The 26,046-nt window shown below is 61.3% G+C and carries 23 protein-coding genes; 12 read left to right on the forward strand and 11 right to left on the reverse strand.

Translation table 11 applies throughout. The features are described 5' to 3' along the window. Window positions 1-99 precede the first annotated feature (99 nt). The 3 genes from PSH90_RS25095 to PSH90_RS25105 all read left to right on the forward strand — a co-directional run bounded on the left by PSH90_RS25095 (window position 100) and on the right by PSH90_RS25105 (window position 2,690). Window positions 100-1,695 carry a GMC family oxidoreductase gene (locus tag PSH90_RS25095; RefSeq protein ID WP_305381699.1) on the forward strand — a complete coding sequence of 532 codons (1,596 nt, stop codon included), beginning with the start codon at window positions 100-102 and terminating at the stop codon, window positions 1,693-1,695. Between the two features lie 115 nt (window positions 1,696-1,810). After that, window positions 1,811-2,290, forward strand: a complete 480-nt coding sequence (coaD, locus tag PSH90_RS25100; protein ID WP_003229157.1) for a pantetheine-phosphate adenylyltransferase — start codon at window positions 1,811-1,813, stop codon at window positions 2,288-2,290. Window positions 2,291-2,438: 148 nt separating this feature from the next. Further along, window positions 2,439-2,690, forward strand: coding sequence for a YfhL family 4Fe-4S dicluster ferredoxin (locus tag PSH90_RS25105; protein WP_003195146.1), 252 nt, complete (start codon window positions 2,439-2,441; stop codon window positions 2,688-2,690). Between the two features lie 125 nt (window positions 2,691-2,815). On the opposite strand, the gene PSH90_RS25110 is transcribed toward PSH90_RS25105, so the two are convergent. Genes PSH90_RS25110 through PSH90_RS25120 form a run of 3 tightly spaced genes read right to left on the reverse strand, consistent with a single transcriptional unit; the run spans window position 2,816 to window position 4,833 of the window. Then, window positions 2,816-3,139: a hypothetical protein gene (locus PSH90_RS25110; protein WP_041476834.1), complete on the reverse strand. Its 324-nt coding sequence runs from the start codon at window positions 3,137-3,139 to the stop codon at window positions 2,816-2,818. Between the two features lie 56 nt (window positions 3,140-3,195). Continuing rightward, complete coding sequence (mutM, locus tag PSH90_RS25115) at window positions 3,196-4,008, reverse strand: bifunctional DNA-formamidopyrimidine glycosylase/DNA-(apurinic or apyrimidinic site) lyase (RefSeq protein ID WP_056786320.1); 813 nt, start codon at window positions 4,006-4,008, stop codon at window positions 3,196-3,198. Between the two features lie 12 nt (window positions 4,009-4,020). Beyond that, window positions 4,021-4,833 (reverse strand): HDOD domain-containing protein, encoded by an 813-nt coding sequence (locus tag PSH90_RS25120; protein ID WP_161984078.1) that lies wholly within the window; start codon window positions 4,831-4,833, stop codon window positions 4,021-4,023. A 228-nt stretch (window positions 4,834-5,061) separates the two neighbouring features. On the opposite strand from PSH90_RS25120, the gene PSH90_RS25125 reads away from it, so the two are divergent. The 6 genes from PSH90_RS25125 (at window position 5,062) to ilvD (ending at window position 12,784) form a co-directional block, all read left to right on the forward strand. Beyond that, a complete protein-coding gene (locus PSH90_RS25125; RefSeq protein ID WP_071172203.1) occupies window positions 5,062-5,601 on the forward strand; it encodes a type 1 glutamine amidotransferase domain-containing protein in 540 nt (179 codons plus the stop codon). Between the two features lie 163 nt (window positions 5,602-5,764). Beyond that, a complete protein-coding gene (locus PSH90_RS25130) occupies window positions 5,765-6,961 on the forward strand; it encodes a class I SAM-dependent rRNA methyltransferase (RefSeq protein WP_016772700.1) in 1,197 nt (398 codons plus the stop codon). 452 nt (window positions 6,962-7,413) lie between these two features. Beyond that, window positions 7,414-8,487, forward strand: a complete 1,074-nt coding sequence (locus PSH90_RS25135; RefSeq protein WP_150636944.1) for a SagB family peptide dehydrogenase — start codon at window positions 7,414-7,416, stop codon at window positions 8,485-8,487. Next, window positions 8,484-9,461, forward strand: coding sequence for a diiron oxygenase (locus PSH90_RS25140; protein WP_305381700.1), 978 nt, complete (start codon window positions 8,484-8,486; stop codon window positions 9,459-9,461). The genes PSH90_RS25135 and PSH90_RS25140 overlap by 4 nt, the downstream gene beginning before the upstream one ends. Continuing rightward, entirely contained in the window at window positions 9,454-10,686 is a 1,233-nt protein-coding gene (locus tag PSH90_RS25145; RefSeq protein WP_150636948.1) for an MFS transporter, read from the forward strand. The genes PSH90_RS25140 and PSH90_RS25145 overlap by 8 nt, the downstream gene beginning before the upstream one ends. Window positions 10,687-10,942: 256 nt before the next feature. Then, a complete protein-coding gene (gene ilvD / locus PSH90_RS25150) occupies window positions 10,943-12,784 on the forward strand; it encodes a dihydroxy-acid dehydratase (RefSeq protein WP_024014684.1) in 1,842 nt (613 codons plus the stop codon). Window positions 12,785-12,984: 200 nt separating this feature from the next. Here the strand turns inward: ilvD and PSH90_RS25155 are convergent, their stop codons facing one another. Further along, window positions 12,985-14,040 (reverse strand): haloacid dehalogenase-like hydrolase, encoded by a 1,056-nt coding sequence (locus tag PSH90_RS25155; protein ID WP_258707309.1) that lies wholly within the window; start codon window positions 14,038-14,040, stop codon window positions 12,985-12,987. Between the two features lie 239 nt (window positions 14,041-14,279). Between PSH90_RS25155 and PSH90_RS25160 the strand changes: the two genes are divergently transcribed. Then, on the forward strand, window positions 14,280-15,671 hold the full coding sequence (locus tag PSH90_RS25160; protein ID WP_042606536.1) for an L-cystine transporter: 1,392 nt from the start codon (window positions 14,280-14,282) through the stop codon (window positions 15,669-15,671). Window positions 15,672-15,764: 93 nt separating this feature from the next. On the opposite strand, the gene PSH90_RS25165 is transcribed toward PSH90_RS25160, so the two are convergent. After that, window positions 15,765-16,277 (reverse strand): dihydrofolate reductase, encoded by a 513-nt coding sequence (locus tag PSH90_RS25165; RefSeq protein ID WP_305381702.1) that lies wholly within the window; start codon window positions 16,275-16,277, stop codon window positions 15,765-15,767. A gap of 85 nt (window positions 16,278-16,362) precedes the next feature. Between PSH90_RS25165 and PSH90_RS25170 the strand changes: the two genes are divergently transcribed. Together PSH90_RS25170 and PSH90_RS25175 are read left to right on the forward strand one after the other, a co-directional pair. Then, the gene (locus tag PSH90_RS25170; protein ID WP_305381703.1) at window positions 16,363-17,736 is read left to right on the forward strand and encodes a DUF2868 domain-containing protein; all 1,374 of its coding nucleotides are present in this window, start codon (window positions 16,363-16,365) and stop codon (window positions 17,734-17,736) included. Beyond that, a complete protein-coding gene (locus tag PSH90_RS25175; RefSeq protein WP_095181316.1) occupies window positions 17,729-19,114 on the forward strand; it encodes a GTPase/DUF3482 domain-containing protein in 1,386 nt (461 codons plus the stop codon). The genes PSH90_RS25170 and PSH90_RS25175 overlap by 8 nt, the downstream gene beginning before the upstream one ends. 162 nt (window positions 19,115-19,276) lie before the next feature. On the opposite strand, the gene PSH90_RS25180 is transcribed toward PSH90_RS25175, so the two are convergent. From PSH90_RS25180 to PSH90_RS25205, 6 genes are all read right to left on the reverse strand, one after another. Further along, complete coding sequence (locus PSH90_RS25180; protein WP_095181315.1) at window positions 19,277-19,834, reverse strand: phosphonate degradation HD-domain oxygenase; 558 nt, start codon at window positions 19,832-19,834, stop codon at window positions 19,277-19,279. After that, window positions 19,831-20,964 (reverse strand): TIGR03364 family FAD-dependent oxidoreductase, encoded by a 1,134-nt coding sequence (locus PSH90_RS25185; RefSeq protein WP_305381704.1) that lies wholly within the window; start codon window positions 20,962-20,964, stop codon window positions 19,831-19,833. The genes PSH90_RS25180 and PSH90_RS25185 overlap by 4 nt, the downstream gene beginning before the upstream one ends. 118 nt (window positions 20,965-21,082) lie before the next feature. Beyond that, a complete protein-coding gene (locus PSH90_RS25190; protein ID WP_042606530.1) occupies window positions 21,083-22,108 on the reverse strand; it encodes a putative 2-aminoethylphosphonate ABC transporter substrate-binding protein in 1,026 nt (341 codons plus the stop codon). Between the two features lie 37 nt (window positions 22,109-22,145). Then, on the reverse strand, window positions 22,146-23,870 hold the full coding sequence (locus PSH90_RS25195; RefSeq protein ID WP_305381705.1) for a putative 2-aminoethylphosphonate ABC transporter permease subunit: 1,725 nt from the start codon (window positions 23,868-23,870) through the stop codon (window positions 22,146-22,148). Further along, window positions 23,870-24,946, reverse strand: a complete 1,077-nt coding sequence (locus PSH90_RS25200) for a putative 2-aminoethylphosphonate ABC transporter ATP-binding protein (protein ID WP_305381707.1) — start codon at window positions 24,944-24,946, stop codon at window positions 23,870-23,872. The genes PSH90_RS25195 and PSH90_RS25200 overlap by 1 nt, the downstream gene beginning before the upstream one ends. A gap of 234 nt (window positions 24,947-25,180) precedes the next feature. Continuing rightward, window positions 25,181-26,044 carry a LysR family transcriptional regulator gene (locus PSH90_RS25205; protein WP_150636962.1) on the reverse strand — a complete coding sequence of 288 codons (864 nt, stop codon included), beginning with the start codon at window positions 26,042-26,044 and terminating at the stop codon, window positions 25,181-25,183. Between the last annotated feature and the right edge of the window lie 2 nt (window positions 26,045-26,046).

Consider the following 26,046-nt stretch of genomic DNA (forward strand, 5'->3'; position numbering starts at 1 on the left):
TCCCACATTTGAAATGCATCCCCCTGTGGGAGCGAGCCTGCTCGCGAAGGGGCCTGCTGCATCACCTCAGCATCCAGAATAATAAAGAGAACCTGACCGATGCCCGTACCCGATCCCTTCCGCGAAGGCCTCGCCCGAGGCTGGAAAACCTACAACGGCGCGCAATTGAGCGACGACCTCACCCTCGAAGCCGACGTCGCCATCATCGGCAGCGGCGCCGGCGGCGGTACCACAGCGGAAATCCTCAGCGCGGCCGGCTACAAAGTCCTGCTGATCGAAGAAGGCCCGCTGAAGACCAGTTCGGATTTCAAGCTGCTCGAAGACGAGGCCTACAGCAGCCTCTATCAGGAAGGCATCGGGCGCATGAGCAAGGACGGCGCGATCACGATCCTGCAGGGCCGCGCGGTCGGCGGCACGACGCTGATCAACTGGACCTCGAGCTTCCGCACACCCGAGCCGACCCTCGAACACTGGGCCAGCGAGCACAACGTCACAGGCCATAGCCCGGCAGAGATGGCGCCGTGGTTCGAAAAAATGGAGCAGCGCCTGGGCGTCGCGCCGTGGATGGTGCCACCCAACGCCAATAACGACGTGATCCGCAAAGGCTGCGAGCACCTCGGCTACAGCTGGCACGTGATCCCGCGCAACGTTCGCGGTTGCTGGAATCTTGGCTATTGCGGCATGGGCTGCCCGAGCAACGCCAAGCAATCGATGATGGTCACGACCATCCCGGCGACGCTGGATAAGGGCGGCGAGCTGCTGTATCTGGCGCGGGTGGAGAAGCTGCTGATCAGCGGCGACAAGGTTACCGGGCTGCATTGCGTGGCGATGGACCAACGCTGCGTCGAGCCGACCGGGCGCAGCATCACCGTCAAGGCGCGGCATTACGTGCTGGCCGGCGGCGGCATCAACAGCCCGGCGCTGTTGCTGCGCTCCGACGCACCGGATCCGCATGAGCGCATAGGCAAGCGCACCTTTCTGCACCCGGTGAACATGTCCGCCGCGCGTTTCGCCGAGGTGGTCAATCCGTTCTACGGCGCGCCGCAGTCGATTTATTCCGACCATTTTCAATGGAAGGACGGCACCACCGGGCCGATGGCGTTCAAACTTGAAGTGCCACCGCTGCACCCGGCGCTGGCCGCCACACTGCTCGGCGGTTTCGGTCAAGAGAACGCGCAACACATGGCTGATCTGCCGCACACCCACGCGATGCTGGCGCTGCTGCGCGATGGCTTCCATCCGGACAGCAGCGGTGGCTCGGTGGAGCTGCGCGGTGATGGCTCGCCAGTGCTCGACTATCAGGTATCGCAATACGCCTGGGACGGTTTGCGCCGGGCCTTTCACGTCATGGCCGAAATCCAGTTCGCCGGCGGCGCGCAATCGGTCATGCCGATGCACGCCGACGGTCGCTATGTGAAGACACTGGCTGAGGCGCGCTCAATGATCGATGGACTGAGCCTGGAGCTGTACCGCACGCGACTGGGCAGTGCCCACGTGATGGGTGGTTGTGCGATGGGTGAAGATCCGAAAAGCGCGGTCGCCGACAGCCTCGGTCGCCATCATCAACTGCGCAATCTGTCGATTCACGACGGCTCGCTGTTTCCCACCAGCATCGGCGCCAACCCGCAGTTGTCGGTGTATGGCCTGACCGCGCAACTGGCGACAGCCTTGGCTGACCGGCTGAAAAATCCATGAAAAAGCAGAATATTCCTATCGTCTATAGTGCTTTCTTACCCAACAGGCGACTTGGCCGACCGGGAAGGCTGCGATACCATCCGACTCCCCAACGGACTCCCGCCAGGACGACGCGATGAACCGAGTGTTGTACCCAGGTACCTTCGACCCTATTACCAAGGGCCATGGCGATCTGGTCGAACGCGCCTCGCGCCTGTTCGATCACGTGATCATTGCGGTCGCCGCCAGCCCGAAAAAGAACCCGCTGTTCCCGCTGGAACAACGGGTCGAACTGGCTCGCGAGGTCACCAAACACCTGCCGAACGTGGAAGTGGTCGGTTTCTCGACGCTGCTCGCGCATTTCGCCAAAGAGCAGAACGCCAATGTGTTCCTGCGTGGTCTGCGTGCGGTGTCGGACTTCGAATACGAATTCCAGCTGGCCAACATGAACCGCCAACTGGCACCGGATGTGGAGAGCCTGTTTCTCACGCCGTCGGAGCGTTATTCGTTCATTTCCTCGACGCTGGTGCGGGAAATTGCTGCGCTGGGCGGCGATATCAGCAAGTTCGTCCACCCGGCCGTGGCCGACGCGCTGACCCTGCGCTTCAAGAAGTAGGAGCTGCCGCAGGCTGCGATTCTTTCGTTTTTGGATCGCAGCCAAAGAGTGCCCTTGATCGCCCCCGCGTGCACTGCGAGCGTCAATGCGGCACAATTGCGCGCATTGATTTATAGCGCCCGGGCCTGCCGCCCCGGCTGGAGTTAGCATGTCCCTGATCATCACCGACGATTGCATCAACTGCGACGTCTGCGAACCCGAGTGCCCGAACGCCGCCATTTCCCAAGGCGAAGAGATCTACGTGATCGACCCGAACCTGTGCACCCAGTGCGTCGGCCACTACGACGAGCCGCAGTGCCAGCAGGTCTGCCCGGTGGATTGCATTCCACTGGACGAAGCCCATCCGGAGACTGAAGAACAGTTGATGGAGAAGTACCGCAAGATCACCGGCAAGGCCTGATCTCTTCAGTGCCCGTCCGGCCCTCTTCGCGAGCAGGCTCGCTCCCACATCTGCAATGCATTCTCCTGTGGGAGCGAGCCTGCTCGCGAATGGGCCATCAGCCACACCCCTGAAACCCGATCAGCTCACTCGCGCTGCTCGAACCCCTCCCCCGTACACCCCAGACACCGCACAAACGCCGCTTTCGCCGGGTCTACCACCAGCGCCTGACCGGCATCGCCGACCCCGCCGCCGAGCGCGGTAAACGGCAACGACACCACAAACGCTCCCGCACCGATCACCGTTGCCACCACCAGCAAAGGTCGGGCAATCAGCAGGTCGCCGAGCATGGCGTAGGCCGGGGGATTCTGGATGGTGTATCGCGGGTCACCGCTGCCGTTTTCCGAGGCCTGAACGGCCAGGCTGGAACACAGCAGCAGCGTGACGAAGAAGACTTGCAGGAGTTTCATGGCACGATCCTTCGGGCTGAACAGTGAGACTTCTCACTATAGACCCAAGGATTTTTTCAGGTCTGGCAGCGCGGGCAAAACACGCTGGCGCGCTGACCGAGCTTCACTTCACGCAGACCGGTGCCGCAGACCTTGCAGTGTTGCCCTACCCGGCCGTAGACAAACAGTTCCTGCTGAAAGTATCCCGGCTGACCGTCGCCGCCAATGAAATCGCGCAATGTCGTGCCGCCACGCTCAATGGCGGCGGCAAGGATGCGTTTGATCTCGATTGCCAGTTTCAAGTAACGCCCGCGGGAAATGCTTCCGGCTTCGCGGCGCGGGTCGATGCCGGCGGCGAACAGCGCTTCGGTCGCATAAATATTGCCCACCCCGACCACCACCGCGTTATCCATGATGAACGGCTTGACCGCCATCGAGCGCCCGCGTGACAGCTGGAACAGGCGCTCGCCATCGAACAGATCGGTCAGCGGCTCCGGCCCGAGGCGAATCAGCAGTTCGTGATTGAGCGGGTCGTTGCTCCACAGCATCGCACCGAAGCGTCGCGGGTCGGTGTAGCGCAGGGCCAGTCCCGACTCCAGTTCGATATCGACGTGCTCGTGCTTCAACGCCGGCAACCCGGCCTCGACCAGACGCAGATTGCCGGACATGCCCAAATGGCTGATCAGCGTGCCGATCTCGGCGTTGATCAACAGGTACTTGGCGCGCCGCTCGACCAGCACGATGCGCTGCCCGGACAGACGCACATCGAGGTCTTCGGGGATCGGCCAGCGCAGGCGCCGGTCGCGGACGATGACGCGGCTGACCCGCTGGCCTTCCAGGTGCGGGGCAATTCCACGACGGGTAGTTTCGACTTCCGGCAGTTCAGGCATGTTGTCCTCGGATCAATGCGCGCCGAGGTCGCGAATCGTTTGTTTGAGTGTTTCGAAGTCGTAGTCCGACAGACCGACGTAATCGAGCACCAGCGGGCCGACCGCGTTCCACTCGAAATCTTCGCTCTGGTTGCCCAGCACGCGATAAGAGGCGCAGATGTGCTCGGCCATTTTCAGAATCGCCAGCAAGTTTTTCAGCTGGCTGTTCTTCGACGATTCGTCGCTGAAAATCGCCAGCGCGTTGTGGTGGTTGGCGATGGCGGCGCTGACATGCTCCGGCAGGCGCCAGGACTTGGCCGTGTAGTAACCGACCACGGCGTGGTTGGTGTTGAACACACGGTTTTCCGTATCGACCACGCGGCATTCCGGGCTGGCGCTGGCGTAGGCCTCTTCCAGCACGGTCATGTAATTGGGGAAACGCTGCAGCATCAATGGCACGCCGCAATCGTGGAACAGCCCTAACGCATAGGCTTCGTCACCGGCCTGGGTGCCGATGCGCTTGGCCAGGGTCAGGCAGGTCATCGCCACATCCTGCGCGGTGTCCCAGAAACGGTTGAGGGTGACGATGGTGTCGTCGTTCATCTCGCCCTTGATCGACTGCGCGTTGATCAGGTTGATGATCGAGCGGCTGCCCAACAGGTTTACCGCACGCTGAATCGAGGTGATCTTGTTGCTCAGGCCGTAATACGGCGAGTTGACGATTTTCAGCAGCGCGCCGGACAGGCCGGGATCCTGGGAGATCAGCTTGGCGATCACCTCCAGATCCGGGTCGGGCATGTACTGCTCCATTTGCAGATCCACCATGATCTGCGGTTGCGCCGGCACACTGATGCCTTGCAGCGATTGTTGAATCTGTTCGGTGGTCAGCTCTTGGGACATAAGTACACACTCCGGGGCAGGCGGCGATTCTAACCGCTGAAACCGCAGGGCGACACACCGATGGGCACATCGCCGGAACTTTCATCTGTGCCCAGGCTTCGGAATCTGTAGGGCGCATCGGACCTCATCGGTCCGCTGCGAAGGCAAAATCTCCACAGACTCAGGAGCTTACCGATGGCAACTTCCCTCAATGGCAAACGCGTCGCTATTTTGGTTACCGATGGTTTCGAACAGGTCGAAATGACCGGCCCCAAGGATGCCCTGGAGCAGGCTGGCGTGCAGGTCGATATCCTCTCGGCCGAGGCCGGCACCGTCAAAGGCTGGAACCATGACAAACCGGCCGACGACTTCCCCGTCACCAACACCTTCCAGGCTGTGAGCGTCGATCAATACGATGCCGTGCTGCTGCCGGGTGGTGTGCAAAATTCCGACACCATCCGTATCGACCAGGATGCTCAGCATCTGGTCAAGACTGCCGCTTCGGCGGGCAAGCCGATTGCCGTGATCTGTCATGGCAGCTGGCTGCTGATTTCCGCAGGGCTGGTCAACGGCAAGACCATGACCAGCTACAAAACGGTCAAGGACGATCTGGTCAATGCCGGGGTCAACTGGGTCGACCAGGAAGTGGTCAAGGACGGCAACCTGATCAGCAGCCGCCAGCCGGATGATGTGCCGGCGTTCAGTCAGGCCCTGATTGACGCACTGGCTGCATAAGAGCTGAAATCGCTTTCGCGAGCAGGCTCGCTCCCACAGGTGAATGCATTCCAAGTGTGGGAGCGAACCTGCTCGCGAAGGCATCATCAGCGTTTCATCGCATCCTCAGCCCTGCGCAAACCTCAACACGCTATACTCCCGCTCTTTTTTCCGGAGCGACGTCATGTCCCTGCCTAGCCTGCGCCTCAAAGCCAACGCCGACCGTCGCCTGCGCAACGGCCACTTGTGGGTCTACAGCAACGAAATCGACGTGGCCGCCACGCCTCTGCACGGCTTCAAGGCCGGCGATCAGGCGGTGCTCGAAGCCGCTGGCGGCAAGCCGTTGGGCATCGTCGCCATGAGCCCGAACAACCTGATCTGCGCGCGCCTGCTGTCGCGCGACATCAAACTGGCACTCGACAAGTCGCTACTGGTGCATCGCCTGAATGTCGCACTGTCGTTGCGCGAGCGTCTGTTCGACAAGCCGTTCTATCGTCTGGTCTACGGCGACTCCGACCTGCTGCCGGGTCTGGTGGTCGATCGCTTCGGCGACATTCTTGTGGTGCAGATCGCCTCGGCGACCATGGAAGCGCACAAGGACGACGTGATCGCCGCGTTGACCCAGGTGCTCAAGCCAAGCGGCATCCTGTTCAAGAATGACTCCGCAGCCCGCGACGCCGAAGGCCTCAACCGTTATGTCGAAACCGTGTTCGGTCTGGTGCCGGAGTGGGTAGCGCTGGAAGAAAACGGCGTGAAGTTCGAGGCACCCGTCATTCAAGGTCAGAAAACCGGCTGGTTTTACGATCACCGCATGAACCGCGCGCGCCTGGCACCTTACGCAAAGGGCAAACGCGTACTTGATCTCTATAGCTACATCGGTGGCTGGGGCGTGCAGGCCGCTGCGTTCGGCGCCAGCGAAGTGTTCTGCGTCGACGCCTCTGCATTCGCCCTCGACGGCGTCGAGCGCAATGCCGCGCTGAACGGCTTCGCTGACAAGATGACCTGCATCGAAGGCGACGTCTTCGAAGCCTTGAAGGAACTCAAAGCCAGCGAAGAGCGCTTCGACGTGATCGTTGCCGATCCGCCGGCCTTCATCAAACGCAAGAAAGACATGAAGAACGGCGAAGGCGCCTACCGTCGTCTCAACGAGCAAGCCATGCGCCTGCTGACCAAGGACGGCATTCTGGTCAGTGCTTCGTGCTCCATGCACCTGCCGGAAGACGATCTGCAGAACATCCTGCTGACCAGCGCCCGTCACCTGGACCGCAATATCCAGATGCTCGAGCGTGGCGGTCAGGGTCCGGATCATCCGGTGCATCCGGCCATCGCTGAAACCCGTTACATCAAAAGCATCACCTGCCGTCTGCTGCCCAACAGCTGATTGCGCTTGCACACCGGGGAGCCACTGAGCTCCCCGTTTTTTTTGCGCGCCCTCCCCCCGTTTTTTCACACTCGACATGAGTGTCCTGCCCTCTTCCTACAACTTCTTTCTCGCTGCCTTGCAGGAAGTTTCGTCATGCCTGTCAATCATGGAAATTAAACCTACACAGTAAGCCTCCTGCAAAAGATCACTCCGACAAAATTACTGGAATATTCCTACTTAATATCCGCTTGCCAATATTCGATTACAAACTAATATGAAGTTGTCGCAACGAAGCGACTCAACTACCAACGAACAAGGAGTTCACATCATGAAAACCATTTATCTCGAAACAGACAAACTCGCCAACCTGGCCTTTCTGGTTGCAGCCACCGGCCGCTAAGTAAGCCTGGACGCCGGAGAGTGCCGGCACTCTGGCGTCCATCAGACTTTTTCCCGAGTGACCTGAGCCCATGTATATCAATCCTTTTCTTTTTATATTGCCGCGCCCGCCTGGACAAGTTGTCTGGAACTACAAGAACCACACTCAACACGAACTTGATCTTGATTACTCCCATCGCCTCGCCAGCCTTATACACAACCCTGATATATTTGACCCGAACAACATAATAGACACACAACTTCTGGACGCAGGAATTCTGACAACTTCAAAAATAGACAGCCCGAATTGGGGCTGGGATGAATTGTCGAAGATCTATCACATCGGCACACAAAACATACCTAGCGCACATACGCCTCGGAATATCCACGAGTGGTCCAGGCAATATCTGGCGCACTGCAGCGAAGTGCTGGCGAAGCCAGAACCTGCAGACACCCGGGCGCGGCGATCAGTGCAGCCCCTGATTACCCTGCCCGTACCGGGCGCCATTGATGATGACAGCCTGACTCAGGCCCTGATGAGGCGCAAAACCTGTCGTTCCTACACCGGTGCAGCGGTGACACTGGATGAGGTCGGCACGCTGCTGTATTTGACCCTCGGCTATCTTCCCCCACGCGACAATGCCCACGACGATCCGGTCGCACCGGGTCTCGAGGCACGCCGAAGCTGCCCGTCCGGCGGCGGACTGAACGCCTGTGAGGGATTTGTCCTGGCGCAAAATGTCAGCGGACTGGAACCCGGCATCTACGCCTATCACCCTGCCGAACACGCCCTGAGTCGGATCAATGCGCTGCCGGATCCGGAGCTGGGTCAATTGCTCGGCGGCCAGCATTTCATCAACAACCTGCCGCTGGGCGTGTTCATCACCGCCAGGTTTGATCGTCTCTGGTGGAAGTACGAACACTCGCGCGCCTATCGCATGGCATTCATCGAGGCCGGTCATCTCTCGCAAACCTTTCAACTGGTAGCAACGACGCTGGGGCTGAACACCTGGCTGACCGGCGCGTTTGCCGACGCACAGATTGAAACCCTGCTCGGCATCGCGGACAGCGCCGAGCAACCGTTGTTCTTCGTCGGCTGCGGACAAAGCGATGGCCAGGCCATGTGCCAGGAAATGCGTGATCTGCTCAGCGGAGCACAGTCATGATTCCCACGGCTATGGACGAGAGCGAAGCCCCGGTGTCATGGTCGCTCAAATTCACGCTTCCAGGCTGGGAGAACCGTGCATCGGTACGCAGCAGTGTCCATGACTATCGGTTACCGGGCGATGTCGAGCAGCAATTGCAAACCCGCTACTGGTTACCCCCGGCCTTTGTGCCCTATCTGGCGCATCCGGCCATCCAGGCCAAAGGTCGCGATACCCTGCACCGCCTTACCGCCAATCATCTGGTGTATTTCCTCGACTACACCACCCTGCTCGAACACCGCATCGTCAACCGCGCGGTGGAAGTCATCGTGCACCGCGAACTGCCCATTTATATACCGCTACCGATGAAACATGCGGCACTGCAGCTGTATACCGACGAGGGCTACCACGCGCTGTTTTCCAACCAGATTGCCGAGCAGATCGCTGCGCTCTACGGCATCACCCGGCGACCGGTCATTCCGAAGCGGATCAGCCGCATGAACGCTTTGATCGCGCGCACGCCGGAGAAAAACCGTGCATTGGCCTGGTTCCTGCTGGGATTTGTCTCGGAAACCATCATTGCCCGCGAGTTGCTGGAGGTCTGCCGCGACACGCTGGTATCCAGTGTGAGTGACATGTTGCGTGATCACCTTGCCGACGAAGCCCGGCACAGCCGCTATTTCGCCGAAGCCTTCCATTACTTCTGGATTGCGATGAACAGTCGTCAACGCCTGTTCGCCAGCAAGACCCTCGTGGAGATCATTTCCATCTTCTTCGAAGCAGATGAAGGCTGGCTGCAACAAAGCCTGCGTTCGGCCGGTATTGCCGAGATCGACGTGATGGAGATTGTCGGCGGCACGGCAACGGTGCAGGCCAACCGCGCTCGTGCACGCGCAGGCTGCAAACCTACTGTGGAGGCCCTGCACGAGGCCGGCTTCTTTGCATTGCCCCATAACCAGACACTCTTCGCCAAAGCAGGATTGATCGATGGATAAACACAGCCGTGCAACCACCCGCCGACAACAGCGCGGAGCAATCAGCCTGCTGCTGGCGATGATCCTGCTTGGCGTGTTTCCGCTGGATGTGCTGCTGCCTTCCTTTCCGGCATTGGCAGCCCACTTTGGCCGATCGGCAAACGACATCGCGCTGTCGATCAGTCTGTTTGCCGTGGGCATCGCATTTGCCCAGTTATTGATCGGCCCGCTGTCAGATGTGATCGGGCGCAAAGGTCTGCTGCTTGCCGGCATGAGCGTGTCGCTGCTCGGCGCACTTGGCTGCGTGCTGAGCAATGACTACACGCTGTTCCTGATTTTCCGGGTGATGCAGGCGCTGGGATGCGGTTGCTTCGTGCTGTCCCAGGCACTGGTGCAGGATCTGTTCGAAGGCAACGAGCGTGATCGCCTGCGGATCCTGATGGTCACCGCAACGGGCATCTTCATTTCGGTATCACCATTGGCGGGCACGTTTCTGCAAGCCACGCTCGGCTGGCGCGGCAGCTTCTGGGTCTTCATCGCCCTGGCCGCAGCAGTTTTGATCAAGACCTGGCGATTGCTCGATAACAGCCGTCCTCCTCATGATCCCACCCGCCTTGGCTTCATCCAGTCCTATCAGCGCGTCCTGGGCAATTTCGAATTTGTCGGCTGTTGGCTGATTTCCGCATTCGCTTTCGCTTGCCACTTTTCCTTCATCGTCATTTCCCCGCTGATCTTCATGGAGCAGCTGCAGATGGCACCTTACGATTTCGCCTTGATCCTGCTGATCTACGGCGCCGCCTATGTCTTTGGCGGCGTGCTCGCCAGCGTGCTGAACCGGCATATCAATGCGCAACAGCAGATTTTTACCGGGCTGAGTCTGATCCTGCTCTCGGGACTGGTAATGCTCTATCTGGCCGCCAACCATGATTTGTCAGCTGCGACGGTGCTGATTCCAATGCTCATCTGCACGGTGGGCACGACCATTTCCCGGCCACCGGCTACCTCCCGCGCCATGAGCCTGTTTGCCGAAAATGCCGGCGCATCGGCGTCTGCCGGCAGCACCATCATCTTTATCTGTGGCGGGCTGGTCAGCGCCTTGATCAGCCTCGGCCCGGCCAACCTGCAAGCGACGCTGGGCTACGGTTTCGTCCTGTTGAGCGGCATATCCCTGTTGCTCAACAGCGTGATTGGCCGTCGCGTCAGCAACCTGCGCAGCAACAGGTTGATGCCCGGAGGCGACCATTGACCCTGCCAGTCGTCATCCCGCGCACCGCATCAGCAAGTCAACGATGCTTTGCGCCATTCCCTCGCGGCGTCAGCGGTGTAGAATCGCCTCATTCATCGCCATTCATCCCCGGCGGGTTTATGAGCTCAGGCTGAGACCAGCGGCGATCCCGCAACGTCATCGGCAGCTTCCGGACACACGGCCATTTTTCGGGTGTTTCAGAGGTCAACAGAAGCTCACTCCCCTTTAGTACGTGATTAGCCGCCCGGAGTGCTCCATGCCAGATTACCGCTCGAAAACATCCACCCACGGCCGCAACATGGCCGGCGCCCGCGCACTGTGGCGCGCCACCGGCATGAAAGATGACGACTTCAAGAAGCCGATCATTGCCATCGCCAACTCGTTCACCCAGTTCGTCCCGGGGCATGTGCACCTGAAGGACCTGGGTCAACTGGTCGCCCGCGAAATCGAACGCGCCGGTGGCGTGGCCAAGGAATTCAACACCATCGCCGTCGATGACGGCATCGCCATGGGCCACGACGGCATGCTGTATTCGCTGCCGAGCCGCGAGATCATCGCCGACTCCGTCGAGTACATGGTCAATGCCCACTGCGCCGACGCTATCGTGTGCATTTCCAACTGCGACAAGATCACCCCGGGCATGCTGATGGCCGCGTTGCGCCTGAACATCCCGGTGATCTTCGTTTCCGGTGGCCCGATGGAAGCGGGCAAGACCAAACTCGCCTCCCACGGCCTCGACCTCGTCGACGCCATGGTGATCGCCGCCGACTCCAGCGCTTCTGACGAGAAAGTCGCCGAGTACGAGCGTAGCGCCTGTCCAACCTGCGGTTCGTGCTCCGGCATGTTCACCGCCAACTCGATGAACTGTCTGACCGAAGCACTGGGTCTGGCCTTGCCGGGCAACGGTTCCACTCTGGCCACCCACAGCGACCGCGAACAGCTGTTCCTGCAGGCCGGTCGCACCATCGTCGAGCTGTGCAAGCGTTACTACGGCGAGAACGATGACTCCGTGCTGCCGCGCAACATCGCCAACTTCAAGGCGTTCGAGAACGCGATGATGCTCGACATCGCCATGGGCGGTTCGACCAACACCATCCTGCACTTGCTCGCAGCCGCCCAGGAAGCCGAGATCGATTTTGACCTGCGCGACATCGACCGTCTCTCGCGCAGCGTGCCGCAGCTGTGCAAAGTCGCACCGAACATCCAGAAGTACCACATGGAAGACGTGCACCGCGCCGGCGGCATTTTCAGCATCCTCGGTTCGCTGGCCCGTGGCGGCCTGCTGCACACCGACCTGCCGACCGTACACAGCCGCAGCATGGAAGAAGCCATCGCCAAGTGGGACATTACCCAGACCAGCGACGAAGCCGTGCATCACTTCTTCAAGGCAGGTCCTGCGGGCATTCCGACCCAGACCGCGTTCAGCCAGTCGACCCGTTGGGAAACCCTCGACGACGATCGTGAAAACGGCTGCATCCGCAGCTTCGAGCACGCCTATTCGAAAGAAGGCGGCCTCGCCGTGCTGTACGGCAACATCGCGCAGGACGGTTGCGTGGTGAAAACCGCCGGGGTCGATGAGTCGATCCACGTCTTCGAAGGCAACGCGAAAATTTTCGAAAGTCAGGACAGCGCCGTGCGCGGCATCCTCGCTGACGAAGTGAAGGAAGGCGACATCGTCATCATTCGCTACGAAGGCCCGAAAGGCGGCCCGGGCATGCAGGAAATGCTCTACCCGACGTCCTACCTGAAATCCAAAGGTCTGGGCAAAGCCTGTGCGCTGCTCACCGACGGGCGTTTCTCCGGCGGTACTTCCGGCCTGTCAATCGGTCACGCTTCGCCAGAGGCTGCGGCCGGCGGCGCGATTGGTCTGGTGCAGGATGGCGACAAGGTGCTGATCGACATTCCGAACCGCTCGATCAACCTGTTGGTCAGCGACGAAGAACTGGCGGCACGCCGTGCCGAGCAGGACAAGAAAGGCTGGAAACCGGTCGAGGTGCGTCCACGCAAAGTGACCACCGCGCTCAAGGCCTACGCCCTGCTGGCGACCAGTGCCGACAAGGGCGCGGTGCGCAACAAAGCGATGCTCGACGGGCTGTAACCGTCAAATCGCCGATGCAAAAATGCCCCGCCATGTGCGGGGCTGATCGTTCCCACGCTCTGCGTGGGAATGTCTCAAGGGACGCTCCGCGTCCAGTGACGCGGAGCGTCACGGGCTGCATTCCCACGCAGAGCGTGGGAACGATCCAAAACAAGATCAAAAGATCGCAGCCTTCGGCAGCTCCTACATGCGATCGTGGCTTACTGGATGTCTTCCGGTTTGACGATCACCCAGTTCTTGTCCGCCGTCACCGGCAAGCCTTCCTTGGCCTGCGCCGCCGCGTGCTTGGCCATCATGCCGTTGATTTGCGTCATGTACTTGTCCTTGCGGTTGATCCACAAGTGAATGCCGCCCTTGGCCACGTCGACATCATGGAACAGCATGTAACCGTCGCTCGTCGGGGTATCGCCGCCGACCAGTACCGGTTTTTTCCATTCATCGATATAGGTCAGGATCGCTGCGTGCTTGCCGGCCATCCACGTTGCCGGGGTCCACAGGTACGGCGTCAGCTCCAGGCCGAGGTTGGCCTTCTCGTCATATTTGCCAGCAGTGATCTGTTTGCGCGCAGTGGTCAGCTCGCCGGTCTTCTGATCCTTGAGCAGCAGTGAAACGCCAATGACGTTCTGCGGTTTGACGTTGTAACCGTACTTGGGATCCGCCGCGACCATACGCACCAGTTCCTCGGAGGCGGCGGTCATCACGTAGACCTCGATGCCGTTCTCCATCAGTTTGTTATAGAGCTCCTGCTGGCCAGTGAAGATCTTCGGCGGATTGACGTCGAGCTTCTTCACCACATCGCCTTCGTAATACGTCGCCGGCACCGGTTTGCCCGAAGCCATCAGCTCATCGACGTAGCCCTTGAGTTCCTTGAGTGTGAAGCCGGAGAACACCTGCGCCACCCACGGGTAGCAGACCATGTCGTCGACTTCGCAGAGCCGGTAGTAATAACTGAACAGGCTTTCCTTGTGCTCGGCGGTGTCCTTGAACGGCATCAGTTTCAGCGAGGGGTCGAGCTTGTCGCGGGTAATAAGGCCCTTGTTTTCCATGAACGGCAGCAAGGATTCTTCGAGGTCGTAGCGGTAACTGGTGTTGTCCATGTCGAACACCGCGTAATTACCCTTGTTGGCGTTGGCGGCAATCATCGCGTCCAGCGCCTTGGCCTGATCCGCCGGCCAGTGCTTGAGGTCCGTGGCGAATGCATGGCCGGCGAGGCCAGCCGCCAGTGCTACAGCCAACAACGTGCGTGCAATTCTCATAGCGCTACTCCCCGATGCAAAGAGTTCGACGCTAACAAATCAGTGTGACAACCCTCGCCTGTCAGCGACCGCTGACGTCCCCTGCGCGTCAGTTGCATTGCCGACAGCGACACGCGCTTATACCAAAAACGACGGTTGCCCAGCCATTTTGGTATTAAATCATTGCAAATCAAGCTGTTAGGCTTGCCGGTTCGCAGCAGCCCCGGATGGCTGTTGGCACAGTCTTTACTGGAGTTCTCATGAATCTACCGCTGATTCTCAACTTGCTGGTGTTCCTCGCCCTGCTCTTCGGTCTGGCGCAGACGCGCCACACCACCTGGAGCCTGGCGAAAAAAGTCCTGCTCGCACTGGTCCTCGGCGTGGCGTTCGGCGTCGCGCTGCACACGATTTACGGTGCCGGCAATCCGGTGCTGAAAGCCTCGATCGGCTGGTTCGATCTGGTCGGCAACGGTTACGTGCAGTTGCTGCAAATGATCGTGATCCCGCTGGTGTTCGCTTCGATCCTCAGCGCCGTGGCCCGCCTGCACAATGCCTCGTCGCTGGGCAAGATCAGTTTCCTGACCATCGGCACGCTGCTGTTTACCACCGCCATCGCGGCGCTGATCGGCATCGGCCTGACCAACCTGTTCGGCCTTACCGCTGAAGGTCTGGTCGCCGGCACTCAGGAAATGGCGCGCCTGCAAACCATTCAGAACGACTACGCCGGCAAGGTCGCCGACCTGAATGTGCCGCAATTGCTGCTGTCGTTCATTCCGCAGAACCCGTTTGCCGACCTGGCCCGGGCCAAGCCGACCTCGATCATCAGTGTGGTGATCTTCGCCGCGTTCCTCGGGGTTGCCGCGCTGCAACTGCTCAAGGACGACGTCGAGAAAGGTCAGAAAGTGATCAACGCCATCGACACCCTGCAAGCCTGGGTGATGCGTCTGGTGCGTCTGGTGATGAAGCTGACCCCGTACGGTGTGCTGGCGCTGATGACCAAAGTGGTCGCCGGTTCCAACCTGCAAGACATCATCAAGCTCGGCAGTTTCGTCGTGGTCTCGTATATCGGCCTGGGCCTGATGTTCGTCGTGCACGGCGTGCTGGTGTCGGCCGCCGGGATCAACCCGCTGCGCTTCTTCCGCAAGATCTGGCCGGTGCTGACCTTCGCCTTCACCAGCCGCTCCAGCGCGGCAACCATTCCGCTGAGCATCGAAGCGCAGACCCGTCGTCTGGGCATTCCGTCGTCAGTCGCCAGTTTCGCTGCCTCGTTCGGTGCGACCATCGGCCAGAACGGTTGCGCAGGCCTGTACCCGGCGATGTTGGCGGTGATGGTCGCGCCAACTGTCGGCATCAACCCGCTCGATCCACTGTGGATCGCGACGCTGGTGGCGATTGTCACGTTGAGTTCGGCCGGTGTGGCCGGAGTTGGCGGCGGCGCAACGTTCGCCGCACTGATCGTGCTGCCGGCGATGGGCTTGCCGGTGTCACTGGTGGCGTTGCTGATTTCGGTCGAGCCGCTGATCGATATGGGTCGCACGGCGTTGAACGTGAGTGGCTCGATTACCGCAGGGGCGATTACCAGTCAGGTCATGCAGCAGACTGATAAAGCGTTGCTGGATGCCGATGAACACGCAGAGTTGGCCCAGGCTTAAGCTTCTCAGCGACTGAGCGGGCCTCTTCGCGAGCAGGCTCGCTCCCACACTGAAATGCGTTCCCCTGTGGGAGCGAGCCTGCTCGCGAAGCTGTTAGGCTTTCTCCCAAACCTCAAAGCTATATGCAGGTTTATCGCCCTCTGCCGGATTCGGTACATCCGACACCAGCTTCCATTCGCTCAGATCAAACTCCGGAAACCATGCATCCCCTTGCGGGCTCAGCGCCACGCGGGTGAGGTACAGACGATCGGCCTGCGCAAGTCCCTGCGCATACAACTGCGCGCCACCAATCAGCATCAGTTCATCAACGCCCTGGGCTTTCGCCCATTCCTCGGCGCGGGCCACGGCGGCTTCCAGCGACGGATAGACCTCGGCGCCTTCGAGCTGCAGATCAGGCTGACGGCTGACCACGATGTTCAAGCGCCCCGGCAATGGCCGACCGAGCGAATCCCAGGTCTTGCGACCCATGATGATCGGCTTGCCGAGCGTGGTCGCCTTGAAGTATTTGAAGTCCCCCGGCAGGTGCCAGGGCATGCTGTTGTCGACGCCGATCACGCGGTTTTCACCGAGGGCTGCGATCAGGCTGAGGGGCAGTGATTTAGTCATGCCGGCGAGGATACCAGAGCCGCGCTTACCCCGATAAGCGCCACAGCGGTTATGCTCAGCGCTCGATTTAGCGACGGGACGCCGCGTGACTGAACTGACTCCACTGCAAAATCTCTGGCTCACCGAAACCATCCGCCTGCGCGAAGAACACGCGGGGCCGCTGGATGACCTGGAAGCCAATCGTCTGGCCCGCGCCGCTGGCGGCGATCTGCCGAGCCGCATTGCGCGCCGGGCGCTATGGCTGGCCGAGCGCGACGGACTCACCGCCGCGCTCAAGCACTGGCTGCAAGGCGCGCGTCTGGCGCTGGTGCTGTTGATGATTGTCGCCGTGCTCAGCGGCGCCGGTCTGGCTTTCGCCGCACTTGGGCAGACGCCGGTAAATGTGTTCTGGGCGCTGGGCAGTCTGCTCGGGATCAATATGATTTTGCTGCTGAGCTGGGCGCTGGGCTTGATTTTCGCAGGCGAACACGGCGCCACCCTCGGGCGCTTGTGGCTGTGGCTCAGCGAAAAATTCGCCCGCGACACCAAAGCCGCGCAACTGGCGCCGGCCCTGCTGTTGCTGCTGCAACGCAAGAAACTCAACCGCTGGGCGCTCGGCGCGTTGGTCAATGGCCTGTGGCTGCTGGCGATGCTCAGCGCGCTGATTCTGTTGCTGACCCTGATGGCCACGCGGCGCTACGGCTTTGTCTGGGAAACCACGATCCTCGGCGCCGACACCTTTATCCATGTCACCCAGGCCCTTGGCTATCTGCCGTCGCTGCTCGGCTTCAATGTGCCGACCGAGGAAATGATCCGCGCCAGCGGCGATGGCGCACTGGATATTGAAAGCGCGCGACAGGCCTGGGCGACCTGGCTGGTCGGTGTGCTGGTGGTCTACGGCGTGCTGCCGCGCCTGCTGCTCGCGCTGTTGTGCCTGTGGCGCTGGAACCGCGGCAAAGCCGCGCTGCGCCTGGATCTGAACCTGCCCGGCTACGCGCAACTGCGCGAACGGTTGATGCCGACCAGCGAACGCCTTGGTGTCAACGACCCGGAGCCGGCGCAACTGCATCGCATCGAAAGCAACGTCGGCGAACGCGCCAGTGAAGGCGCGCTGCTGGTGGCGATCGAGTTGGACGAACAGCGTCCGTGGCCACCCGCGCTGCCGAAAAACGTCAGCAGCGCGGGCATCCTCGACAGTCGCGAATCGCGGCACAAACTGCTCGAGCAACTCAGTCGCTTCCCGCCGGCGCGGCTGGCCATCGCCTGTGATCCGCGACGTTCGCCGGATCGCGGCAGCCTCGCGCTGATCGCCGAACTCGCGCGCAACGCCGGCGCCACTCGCATCTGGCTGCTGCAAGCGCCGCCTGGCGAAGCGCTGGACGGGCAACGTTTGGGTGACTGGCACGCGGCGCTGCAACAGCTGGAACTGCCATTCGCCGATTGCGCGCCGATGAACTGGCTGGAGAGCGGACATGACTGATGCACGCAAGGCACCGCTGAAACTGGCAGTGGTTGGCCACACCAACGTCGGCAAGACCTCGCTGCTGCGCACGCTGACCCGTGACGTCGGCTTCGGCGAAGTCTCGCACCGGCCGAGCACCACCCGGCATGTCGAAGGCGCGCGGTTGTCGGTGGATGGCGAGCCGTTGCTCGATCTGTACGACACGCCGGGGCTGGAAGATGCGATCGCCCTGCTGGATTTTCTCGAGCGTCTGGAACGCCCCGGCGAACGCCTCGACGGCCCGGCACGATTGGCGCGGTTTCTCGACGGCAGCGAGGCGCGCCAGCGTTTCGAACAGGAAGCCAAGGTACTGCGACAACTGCTGGCCTCCGACGCTGGTCTGTATGTGATCGACGCCCGCGAACCGGTGCTGGCCAAGTACCGCGACGAACTGGAAGTGCTCGCCAGTTGTGGCAAACCGCTGCTGCCGGTGCTGAATTTCGTCAGCAGCGCCAACCATCGCGAACCCGATTGGCGTGAAGCGCTGGCGCGGTTGGGGCTGCATGCGTTGGTACGTTTCGACAGCGTCGCGCCGCCCGAGGATGGCGAGCGGCGCTTGTACGAGAGCCTCGCCCTGCTATTGGAAAACGCCCGGCCGCAACTGGAGCGGTTGATCGCCGACCAGCAGGCGCAGCGCCTCGCCCGTCAGCAAAGCGCCGCGCGCTTGATTGCCGAATTGCTGATCGACTGCGCTGCGTGCCGACGCAGTGTGGTCAGCGAAGCCGAGCAGGAACAGCAGGCGATCAGCGAACTGCGCAAAGCCGTACGTCAGCGTGAGCAGAAGTGCGTTGAGGCGCTGCTCAAGCTCTACGCGTTTCGCCCGCAGGACGCGGCGGCCAGTGACTTGCCGTTGCTCGACGGGCGCTGGGGCGATGATCTGTTCAACCCGGAAACCCTGAAGCAACTCGGCGTGCGCGTCGGCGGCGGCATTGCTGCCGGTGCAGCGGCCGGGGCTGGGGTGGATTTGCTGGTCGGCGGGATTACCCTTGGCGCGGCGGCACTGGCCGGCGCGATTGCCGGTGGCGCACTGCAAACCGCGCGCAGTTATGGCAGTCGCCTGCTCGGCAAGATCAAAGGCCAGCGGGAATTGACAGTGGATGACGCCGTGCTGCGCCTGTTGGCGTTGCGCCAGCGCCAGTTGCTGCTGGCCCTGGATCAGCGCGGGCATGCGGCGATGGACAGCATTCAGGTGGCCACGCCTCTGGACAAGACCTGGCGCGAAGGCAAGTTGCCGGAAGCGCTGAACAAGGCGCGCGCGCATCCGCAGTGGTCGTCGCTCAATCCGCAGGCGAAGTTGAATCAGGCGGAAAGGCAGGAGCAGGTTGAGGCGTTGGTTGATCGGGTGCTTGAGCTTTAGATCGCTACCCCCTCACCCCAGCCCTCTCCCGGAGGGAGAGGGGGCCGACTGTGTTGCTCTTGGGTCATACACCGACCTGAGATATCCAGTCGAACTCAGGTTTGAAAAGCATGGAGATCAGCTCCCTCTCCCTCCGGGAGAGGGCTGGGGTGAGGGCTGCAATCACTCAGCCGACAACAATTTCTCAGCCTTGCGCTTTAACACACTCAGATCCACCAGCGGCACTGCAACCTCCTTCGCCAACTCATCCCAACACCGCATGCGCAAACTCAGCGCACATAACGGATCAGCCGCAAACGTATCCGCCTCAGCCTCGCTCATTACCCCGCCCTGATATTCCAGGGTGCGCCGACTCGCCTCACTCAACCGCGCGTAATAGCCCGGCTCGCGTAAGGTCAGATAGCGTTTGGCCTGGACGTGATATTCCACCAGTCGCGCCAGCCGTTCGCTGAAACCTGCCTCACGCAGATAGTCGGCACCGAGCCGTTCATGGCTGACCACGCCATAACCGCCCATGTTTTCCGCGCCCTCGGCACACAAATGGCCGATGTCATGAAAGAACGCCGCCAGCACCACTTCATCGTCACAGCCTTCAGCCATAGCCAGTTCTGCGGCCTGGGACATGTGCTCGAGCTGCGACACCGGTTCGCCGATGTAATCGCTGGCGCCGAAGCGTTCATACAGGCCGAACACCCGGGCGATCACCTGTTCGTGATTCATGCCTCCTCCAGTAATTGCGCGATGTTGCGTTCGGCCAGCGCCGGGCCGACGCTCATGCCGACGCCGGTGTGCATCAGCGCCACGCTCAGGCCCGGTGCCGGGCGCAGGAAAGAAAACGGACCAGGCCCACGAGCACCATAGACGCCCTGCCAGCGTTCGACCACTTGCACCTGACAGCCCAGCGTCTGCTCGGCGAGTTCGAGCATCCAGTTGTCGACCTGCTCGGCGTTGAACGGTGACGCATCGCTGCCGTAATGATGCGAATCGCCGATGATCAGTTCGCCATACGGTGTCGGGCTGATCAGCAAGTGAATGCCGTTAGCGTGCAGGTGCGGTTGTTCACGGAGGATCTGCGCCTGCACCGCTGCGGCTTCCGGCAAATCGGCGAAGGCGCCGTAGTGCACGCAGCTCAGGCCGGTGAGCACGGCGTGTTGCAGATTGAGATCGACCTGCGGTTTGGCCCGCAGCATTTGCAGACGACAGATCTGCGGATTGAGCGCAGCAATCGGCTCGGCCAGCAGGGTCTGATAATCGTGGCCGGAGCAGACGATGATCTGCTTGCCGGTAAAACTGCCGGCGGTGCTGTGCAGATGCCCCGGCTCGACATCGCGCACCAGCGTGGAAAAGTGAAACTCGACGCCGAGGTCGCGGCGCAAATAATCGATCAGCGCCGGAATCGCTTCGCGCGAATACAACTGCTGATCATCGACACCGTGCAACGCAGCGCGGTGATGGCTGAACTGGCCGCCATAGAGATCACGCAACGCCGCGCCGCGCAGCAGCTCGGCGTTGTAGCCATGCTCGACCGCGCGGTCGGCGCAGAAGGCTTCGAGCAGGTGTTCTTCGGCCTCGCTGCGGGCGAACAGGTACGAACCGTTGCGCTTGATCTGCACACCGGCAAGTTGCGCCCAGTCGCCCCAGATTTCGCGGCTGGCCCTGGCCAAGTCGAGCATGGTGCCGGGCGGCTGACCGGTCACCAGTGCCTGGCCAAAGTTGCGCACCGAAGCGCCAAGGGGCGTGGCGGTGCGTTCGAATACCGCGACTTTCAGGCCGCGTTTGGCGGCGGCATAGGCGTGGGACAGACCGAGGATGCCAGCGCCGATGATGAGCAGGTCTTTGGGTTGTGTCATGTAGAGGTGCTCTGAATGAGAAACCGCTTTCGCGAGCAGGCTCGCTCCCACAGGGGACAGCATTGCAACTGTGGGAGCGAGCCTGCTCGCGAAGGGGCCTTGTCAGTCGATAAAGATCTTACTTGGCGACAACTTTCTCGGACTTGCCGTCATACCGCTTGCGCCATTCAGCCAGAATCTCGTCGCGATTCTTCGAGGCCCAGGCAAAGTCGTTCTTGATCAGGCGCTGCTCATAGTCGGCTGGCAATTCGGTTTGCGGCTTGGCAATCCCCGGCTGGGCGAGCACTGCGAAGTTTTCCTTGTACAGATCCATCGCCTCGGCGCTGGCGGAGAAGTCAGCGAGTTTTTTCGCTGCCTCTTCATGCGGCGTGCCCTTGATCACCGCCGTCGCTTCGATCTCCCAGCCCAGACCTTCCTTCGGCAGGATGATGTCCAGCGGCGCGCCCTGGCGTTTCAGCTGTACGGCTGGATATTCAAAGGAAATCCCGATCGGAAACTCCCCCGCCGCCGCCAGTTTGCACGGCTTGGAACCGGAGTGAACGTACTGGCCGATGTTCTGGTGCAAGCCGTCCATGTAGGCCCAGCCCTGCTTCTCGCCGAAGGTTTGCAGCCAGGCGCTGACGTCGAGGAAACCGGTGCCGGAAGACGCCGGGTTGGGCATGACGATCTTGCCCTTGTACTCAGGCTTGGTCAGGTCCTGCCAACTGACCGGTTTGCTCAGCCCCTGCTTCTCGGCTTCGACGGTGTTGAAGCAAATGGTCGCGGCCCACACATCCATGCCTACCCAGGCTGGCGGGTTGGCGGCGTCGCGGTAATTCGCGCCGATCTTGCCCAGATCCTTCGGTGCATAGCTTTGCAGCATGCCTTGCTGATCGAGAATCGCCAGGCTCGACGCGGCCAGGCCCCACACCGCGTCAGCCTGCGGACGAGCCTTTTCGGCGAGCAGTTTGGCGGTGATGATTCCGGTGGAATCGCGCACCCATTTTATCTCGACGTCCGGGTTGGCCTTTTCAAAGGCCTCCTTGTAGGACTTCAGTTGTTCGGCTTCGAGGGCGGTGTACACCGTCAACTCGGTTTTTGCCGCGAAGGCATTCAGGCTGAAAGTCGCGAGCACAGCAGCGGCCAGGGCCATAGGCTTGAACATGAGCGTTTTCCTGTAGATGAGTTGAACGGAGTTGCAATCAGTGACCGGGCGCGGTTTGCCGCCAGGCCTGGGAACGGCGCAGCAAGCCGCGCGAAGCCCACGCCAGCAGCAAGGACACGCCGGCCGAAGTGAACAGAATCAGGGTCGACATCGCCGCCGCGCCGCCGACGTTGCCGGCATCGTCCATGTTCAGCACCGCCACCGCCGCGAGGATGGTGTCGGGGCTGTAGAGGAAGATCGCGGCGGAAACCGTGGTCATTGCCGAGACGAACAGGTAGCGCACGATGTCCAGCAGCGCCGGCAGGCAGATCGGCACGGTCACGCGCAGGTAATGCCGGTACAGCGGCGCCTTCAGCGACAGCGCCGCAGCCTCGAACTCAGCATCGAGCTGGCGCAGCGCGGTGGTCGCGGTCATTTGTGCGGTGGTCAGGTAGTGCGCAATGGTGCAGACGATCAGCAGCGTCATCGTCCCGTAGAGCACGTGCAGCGGATTGCCGCTGAGGTTGAAGAAGAAGACGTAACCCAGGCCCAGCACCAGCCCCGGCACCGCCATCGGCACGAAGCTGAGCATGCGCAAAGCCAGGTTCAGCCCGCGCTGAGTGCGGGTTTTCTCCATCAGATAGGCGCCAGTGAAAATCAGCACGCTGCCAATCAGCGCCGTGCCCAGAGCCATCTTCAGACTGTTGCCGTAGGCGAGCCAGCCACCGCCGGCGGTCTCGTTGAACTGATAGTGGTTGAGCGACAGCGACAGGTTGTACGGCCAGAACTTCACCAGCGACGAAAACACCGCCATGCCGAACACCAGGATCAACGCCGCACTGATCAGCAAAACGATCGCCAGATAGCAGCCGTCGCGCAGCCTGGACGGCAGCGGTTTGAACACCTGCGCGCGTCCGCTCATGGAGTCGCCATGGCGGCGACGCAACCAGGCATCGACACCGAAACTGAACAGCGCCGGCAGCAACAGCACCATGCCGATCAACGCGCCGCGACCGAATTGCTGCTGGCCGACCACGGCTTTGTAGGCCTCCAGCGCCAGCACTTGATAGTCGCCACCGACCACCACCGGCACACCGAAATCGGTGATAGTCAGGGTGAACACCAGACAGAACGCGGCGAACACCGCCTGGCGGGTCGCCGGCCAGGTGATGCTGCGAAACGCCTTGGCCGGGCTGGCGCCCATGCTTGATGCGGCATCGAACAGCCGCGCATCGGCCAGCGACAATGCCGAGAGCAAAATCATCAGCGCATGGGGAAAGGTGTAGATCACCTCACCCAGCACAATGCCCCAGAACCCGTAGATATTGTCCGAGAGCAGCCCACGCAGCATGCCCTGATTGCCGAACAGATAGACCAGCGCAATTCCCGGCAGCATCGACGGCGCCATCAGCGGCAGCAGGGAGATCCCGCGCCAGATGCCTTTGCCCGGAATCAGCGTGCGTTGCAGCGCGTAGGCAAACAGGTAGGCCAGCGGTACGACAATGGCCGCCACGCTGAGGGACACTTTCAGGCTGTTGCCGAGCAACCAGTGGAAATTGGCGCTGGTCACCAACTCCTTCGCCGCGAGCCAGCCACCGCCCTGCCCGGCGTCATTGCTGAAGCCGCGCCAGAAGATCGCCAGCAAGGGCAGCAGCACTGCAAGGCCGAGCAACACCAGCAGGAGGATTTTCCCGCCGACCACGAACAGGCGATCACCGATCTCGGCTTCCGAGGACTGTCGCACCTGCTTGTGCGGTAGCGGCAGCGCGAGGTTGCTGTTCATCAGGCGAACACCTGCAAACTGCGCGGCGGCAAGGCGACCATGATCTGCTGGGCGCCGAGGCGCGGCATGGCTTCTGGCGCGATTTCGGCGAGCAGTGCGTGGCCCGGCAATTGATCAAGTTCGAAGCTCATCCGGCAGCGATTGCCGAGGAAAGTGATTTCGCGAACCCTGGCCGGGAAAAGGTTCTCTTCGTGCACCAGCGGATTGACGTTGATCGCCTCCGGGCGGCAGAACAGTCGACCCGAAGCGCCGTGTACGCTGCCCTCGGCCAGGCGCAGATTCATCCCGCCGACCCGGGCGTGACTGTCGCTGCTGCGCTGAAACGGCAGCCAGTTGCCCTGGCCGACAAACTCGGCCACGAACGGCGTGGCCGGACGGTTGTAAATTTCCTGCGGCGTGGCGTACTGCTCGACGCGGCCGTTGTTCATCACGGCGATGCGATCGGCCATCAACATCGCTTCGTCCTGATTGTGCGTGACCATCAGCGTGGTGATGCCGAGGTTGCGTTGCAGCTGACGCAGCTCGGTGCACAGATGCTCGCGCACCCGCGCGTCGAGGGCCGACATCGGTTCGTCGAGCAACAGCAGCGACGGCGCCGGCGCCAATGCGCGAGCGAGCGCTACTCGCTGTTGCTGACCGCCGGACAATTGGCCTGGGTACTTTTTCTCACTGCCGCTGAGGCCGACCAGTTCCAGCATCTGACCGACACGCCGGCGCACTTCATCGCGGCCGCTGCCAGCGAGGCCGTAGGCAATGTTCGCCTCGACCGTCAGATTGGGGAACAGCGCGTAGGACTGGAACAGAATCCCGTAATCCCGCGCTTGCGGGGCGAGGTGCGAGACATCGCGATCGCCCAGATACAGCTCGCCGCTGTCCTGCTGCTCCAGCCCGGCAATGCAGCGCAACAATGTGGTCTTGCCACAGCCCGACGGACCGAGCAGGCACACCAGTTCGCCGGCGGCGACATCAAGGGAGACGTTATCCAGCGCAGTGAACGCACCGAAACGCTTGTGCACGCCGCGCACTTTCATCGGCGCGCCGGGGTTGGTCAGGGCAGTTGCGATGGCAGGATTCATGGACGGACCTCAGCAAACGGATGAGGCCAATCCTAGAGTTGTAATGCGTCCGTCATGTGGCAGCGAGGCAAAAACGGCTGATAGTGGTATTCGGGGATTTTGGTTCAGATTGTGTTTTGCCTGGGCTGACGCCTTCGCGAGCAGGCTCGCTCCCACAGGGGATCGTGTTCACAACCCAAATCCAATGTGGGAGCGAGCCTGCTCGCGAAGAGGCCTTCTCAGACATTGAAGGTCTCATGCCGGAGACATCTCTTGTGCCAAGCCGAGGAACGCCGCCGGCAGACGCGCACCCTTGCGCTCTTTGAGGCAATACAGATACTCCGGAATCTGCGGCGCATTCTCGATGGTCAGCACGCGCAATTGCGGATCATGCGGCACTTCCTGCCGGGCAATGATGCTGATGCCGATATTGCGCAGCACCGCTTCGCGGATCGACTCGCGGCTGCCGATTTCCAACAGCGGTCCGAAGCTCACTCCGGCGCTGGCCAGCAACTCTTCGGTCAACCGCCGCGTGGTCGAACCCGGCTCGCGCATCAACAACGTATGCCCGGCCAGCGCGTTCAGCCTCACATGCTCCAACGAGGCCAACGGATGATTGCGATGCACCGCCAGCACCAGCGGATCGGTGCCGAGTACCCGGCGAATCAACCGCGCATCGTCGAGCAGCTGTGACGACGCCGCGACATCCACGCGGTAATCCTCCAGCGCTTCCAGCACTTGCTGCGAATTGCCGATCTCCACCGACACTTCCACCTGCGGCAAACGCTCGCGGAAGGTCTTCACCAGATCGAGGATGTAATACGGCGCCGTCGCGGCAATGCGCAGCGTGCCCTGCACTTGCCCGCTATTGCGCAGAAAGAACTCTATGTCCGCCTCTTGCTGCAACAGGGTCTTGACCATCGGCAGCAAGCGCGCGCCTTCGTCACTGACGCTTAAACGGCGCCCGCCCCGGTAGAACAGTTCCACCGAATACTGACTTTCCAGATTGCGGATCTGCGTGGTCACGGTCGGTTGGCTGAGGCCGAGTTTTTTCGCCGCCAGCGTAATGCTGCCCAAGCGGGCGACCATGTAAAACGCTTTCAGCTCGGCACTCAGCACAG

The organism is Pseudomonas sp. FP1762 (genome assembly GCF_030687105.1).
GTDB classification, from domain to species: Bacteria; Pseudomonadota; Gammaproteobacteria; order Pseudomonadales; family Pseudomonadaceae; genus Aquipseudomonas; species Aquipseudomonas siliginis.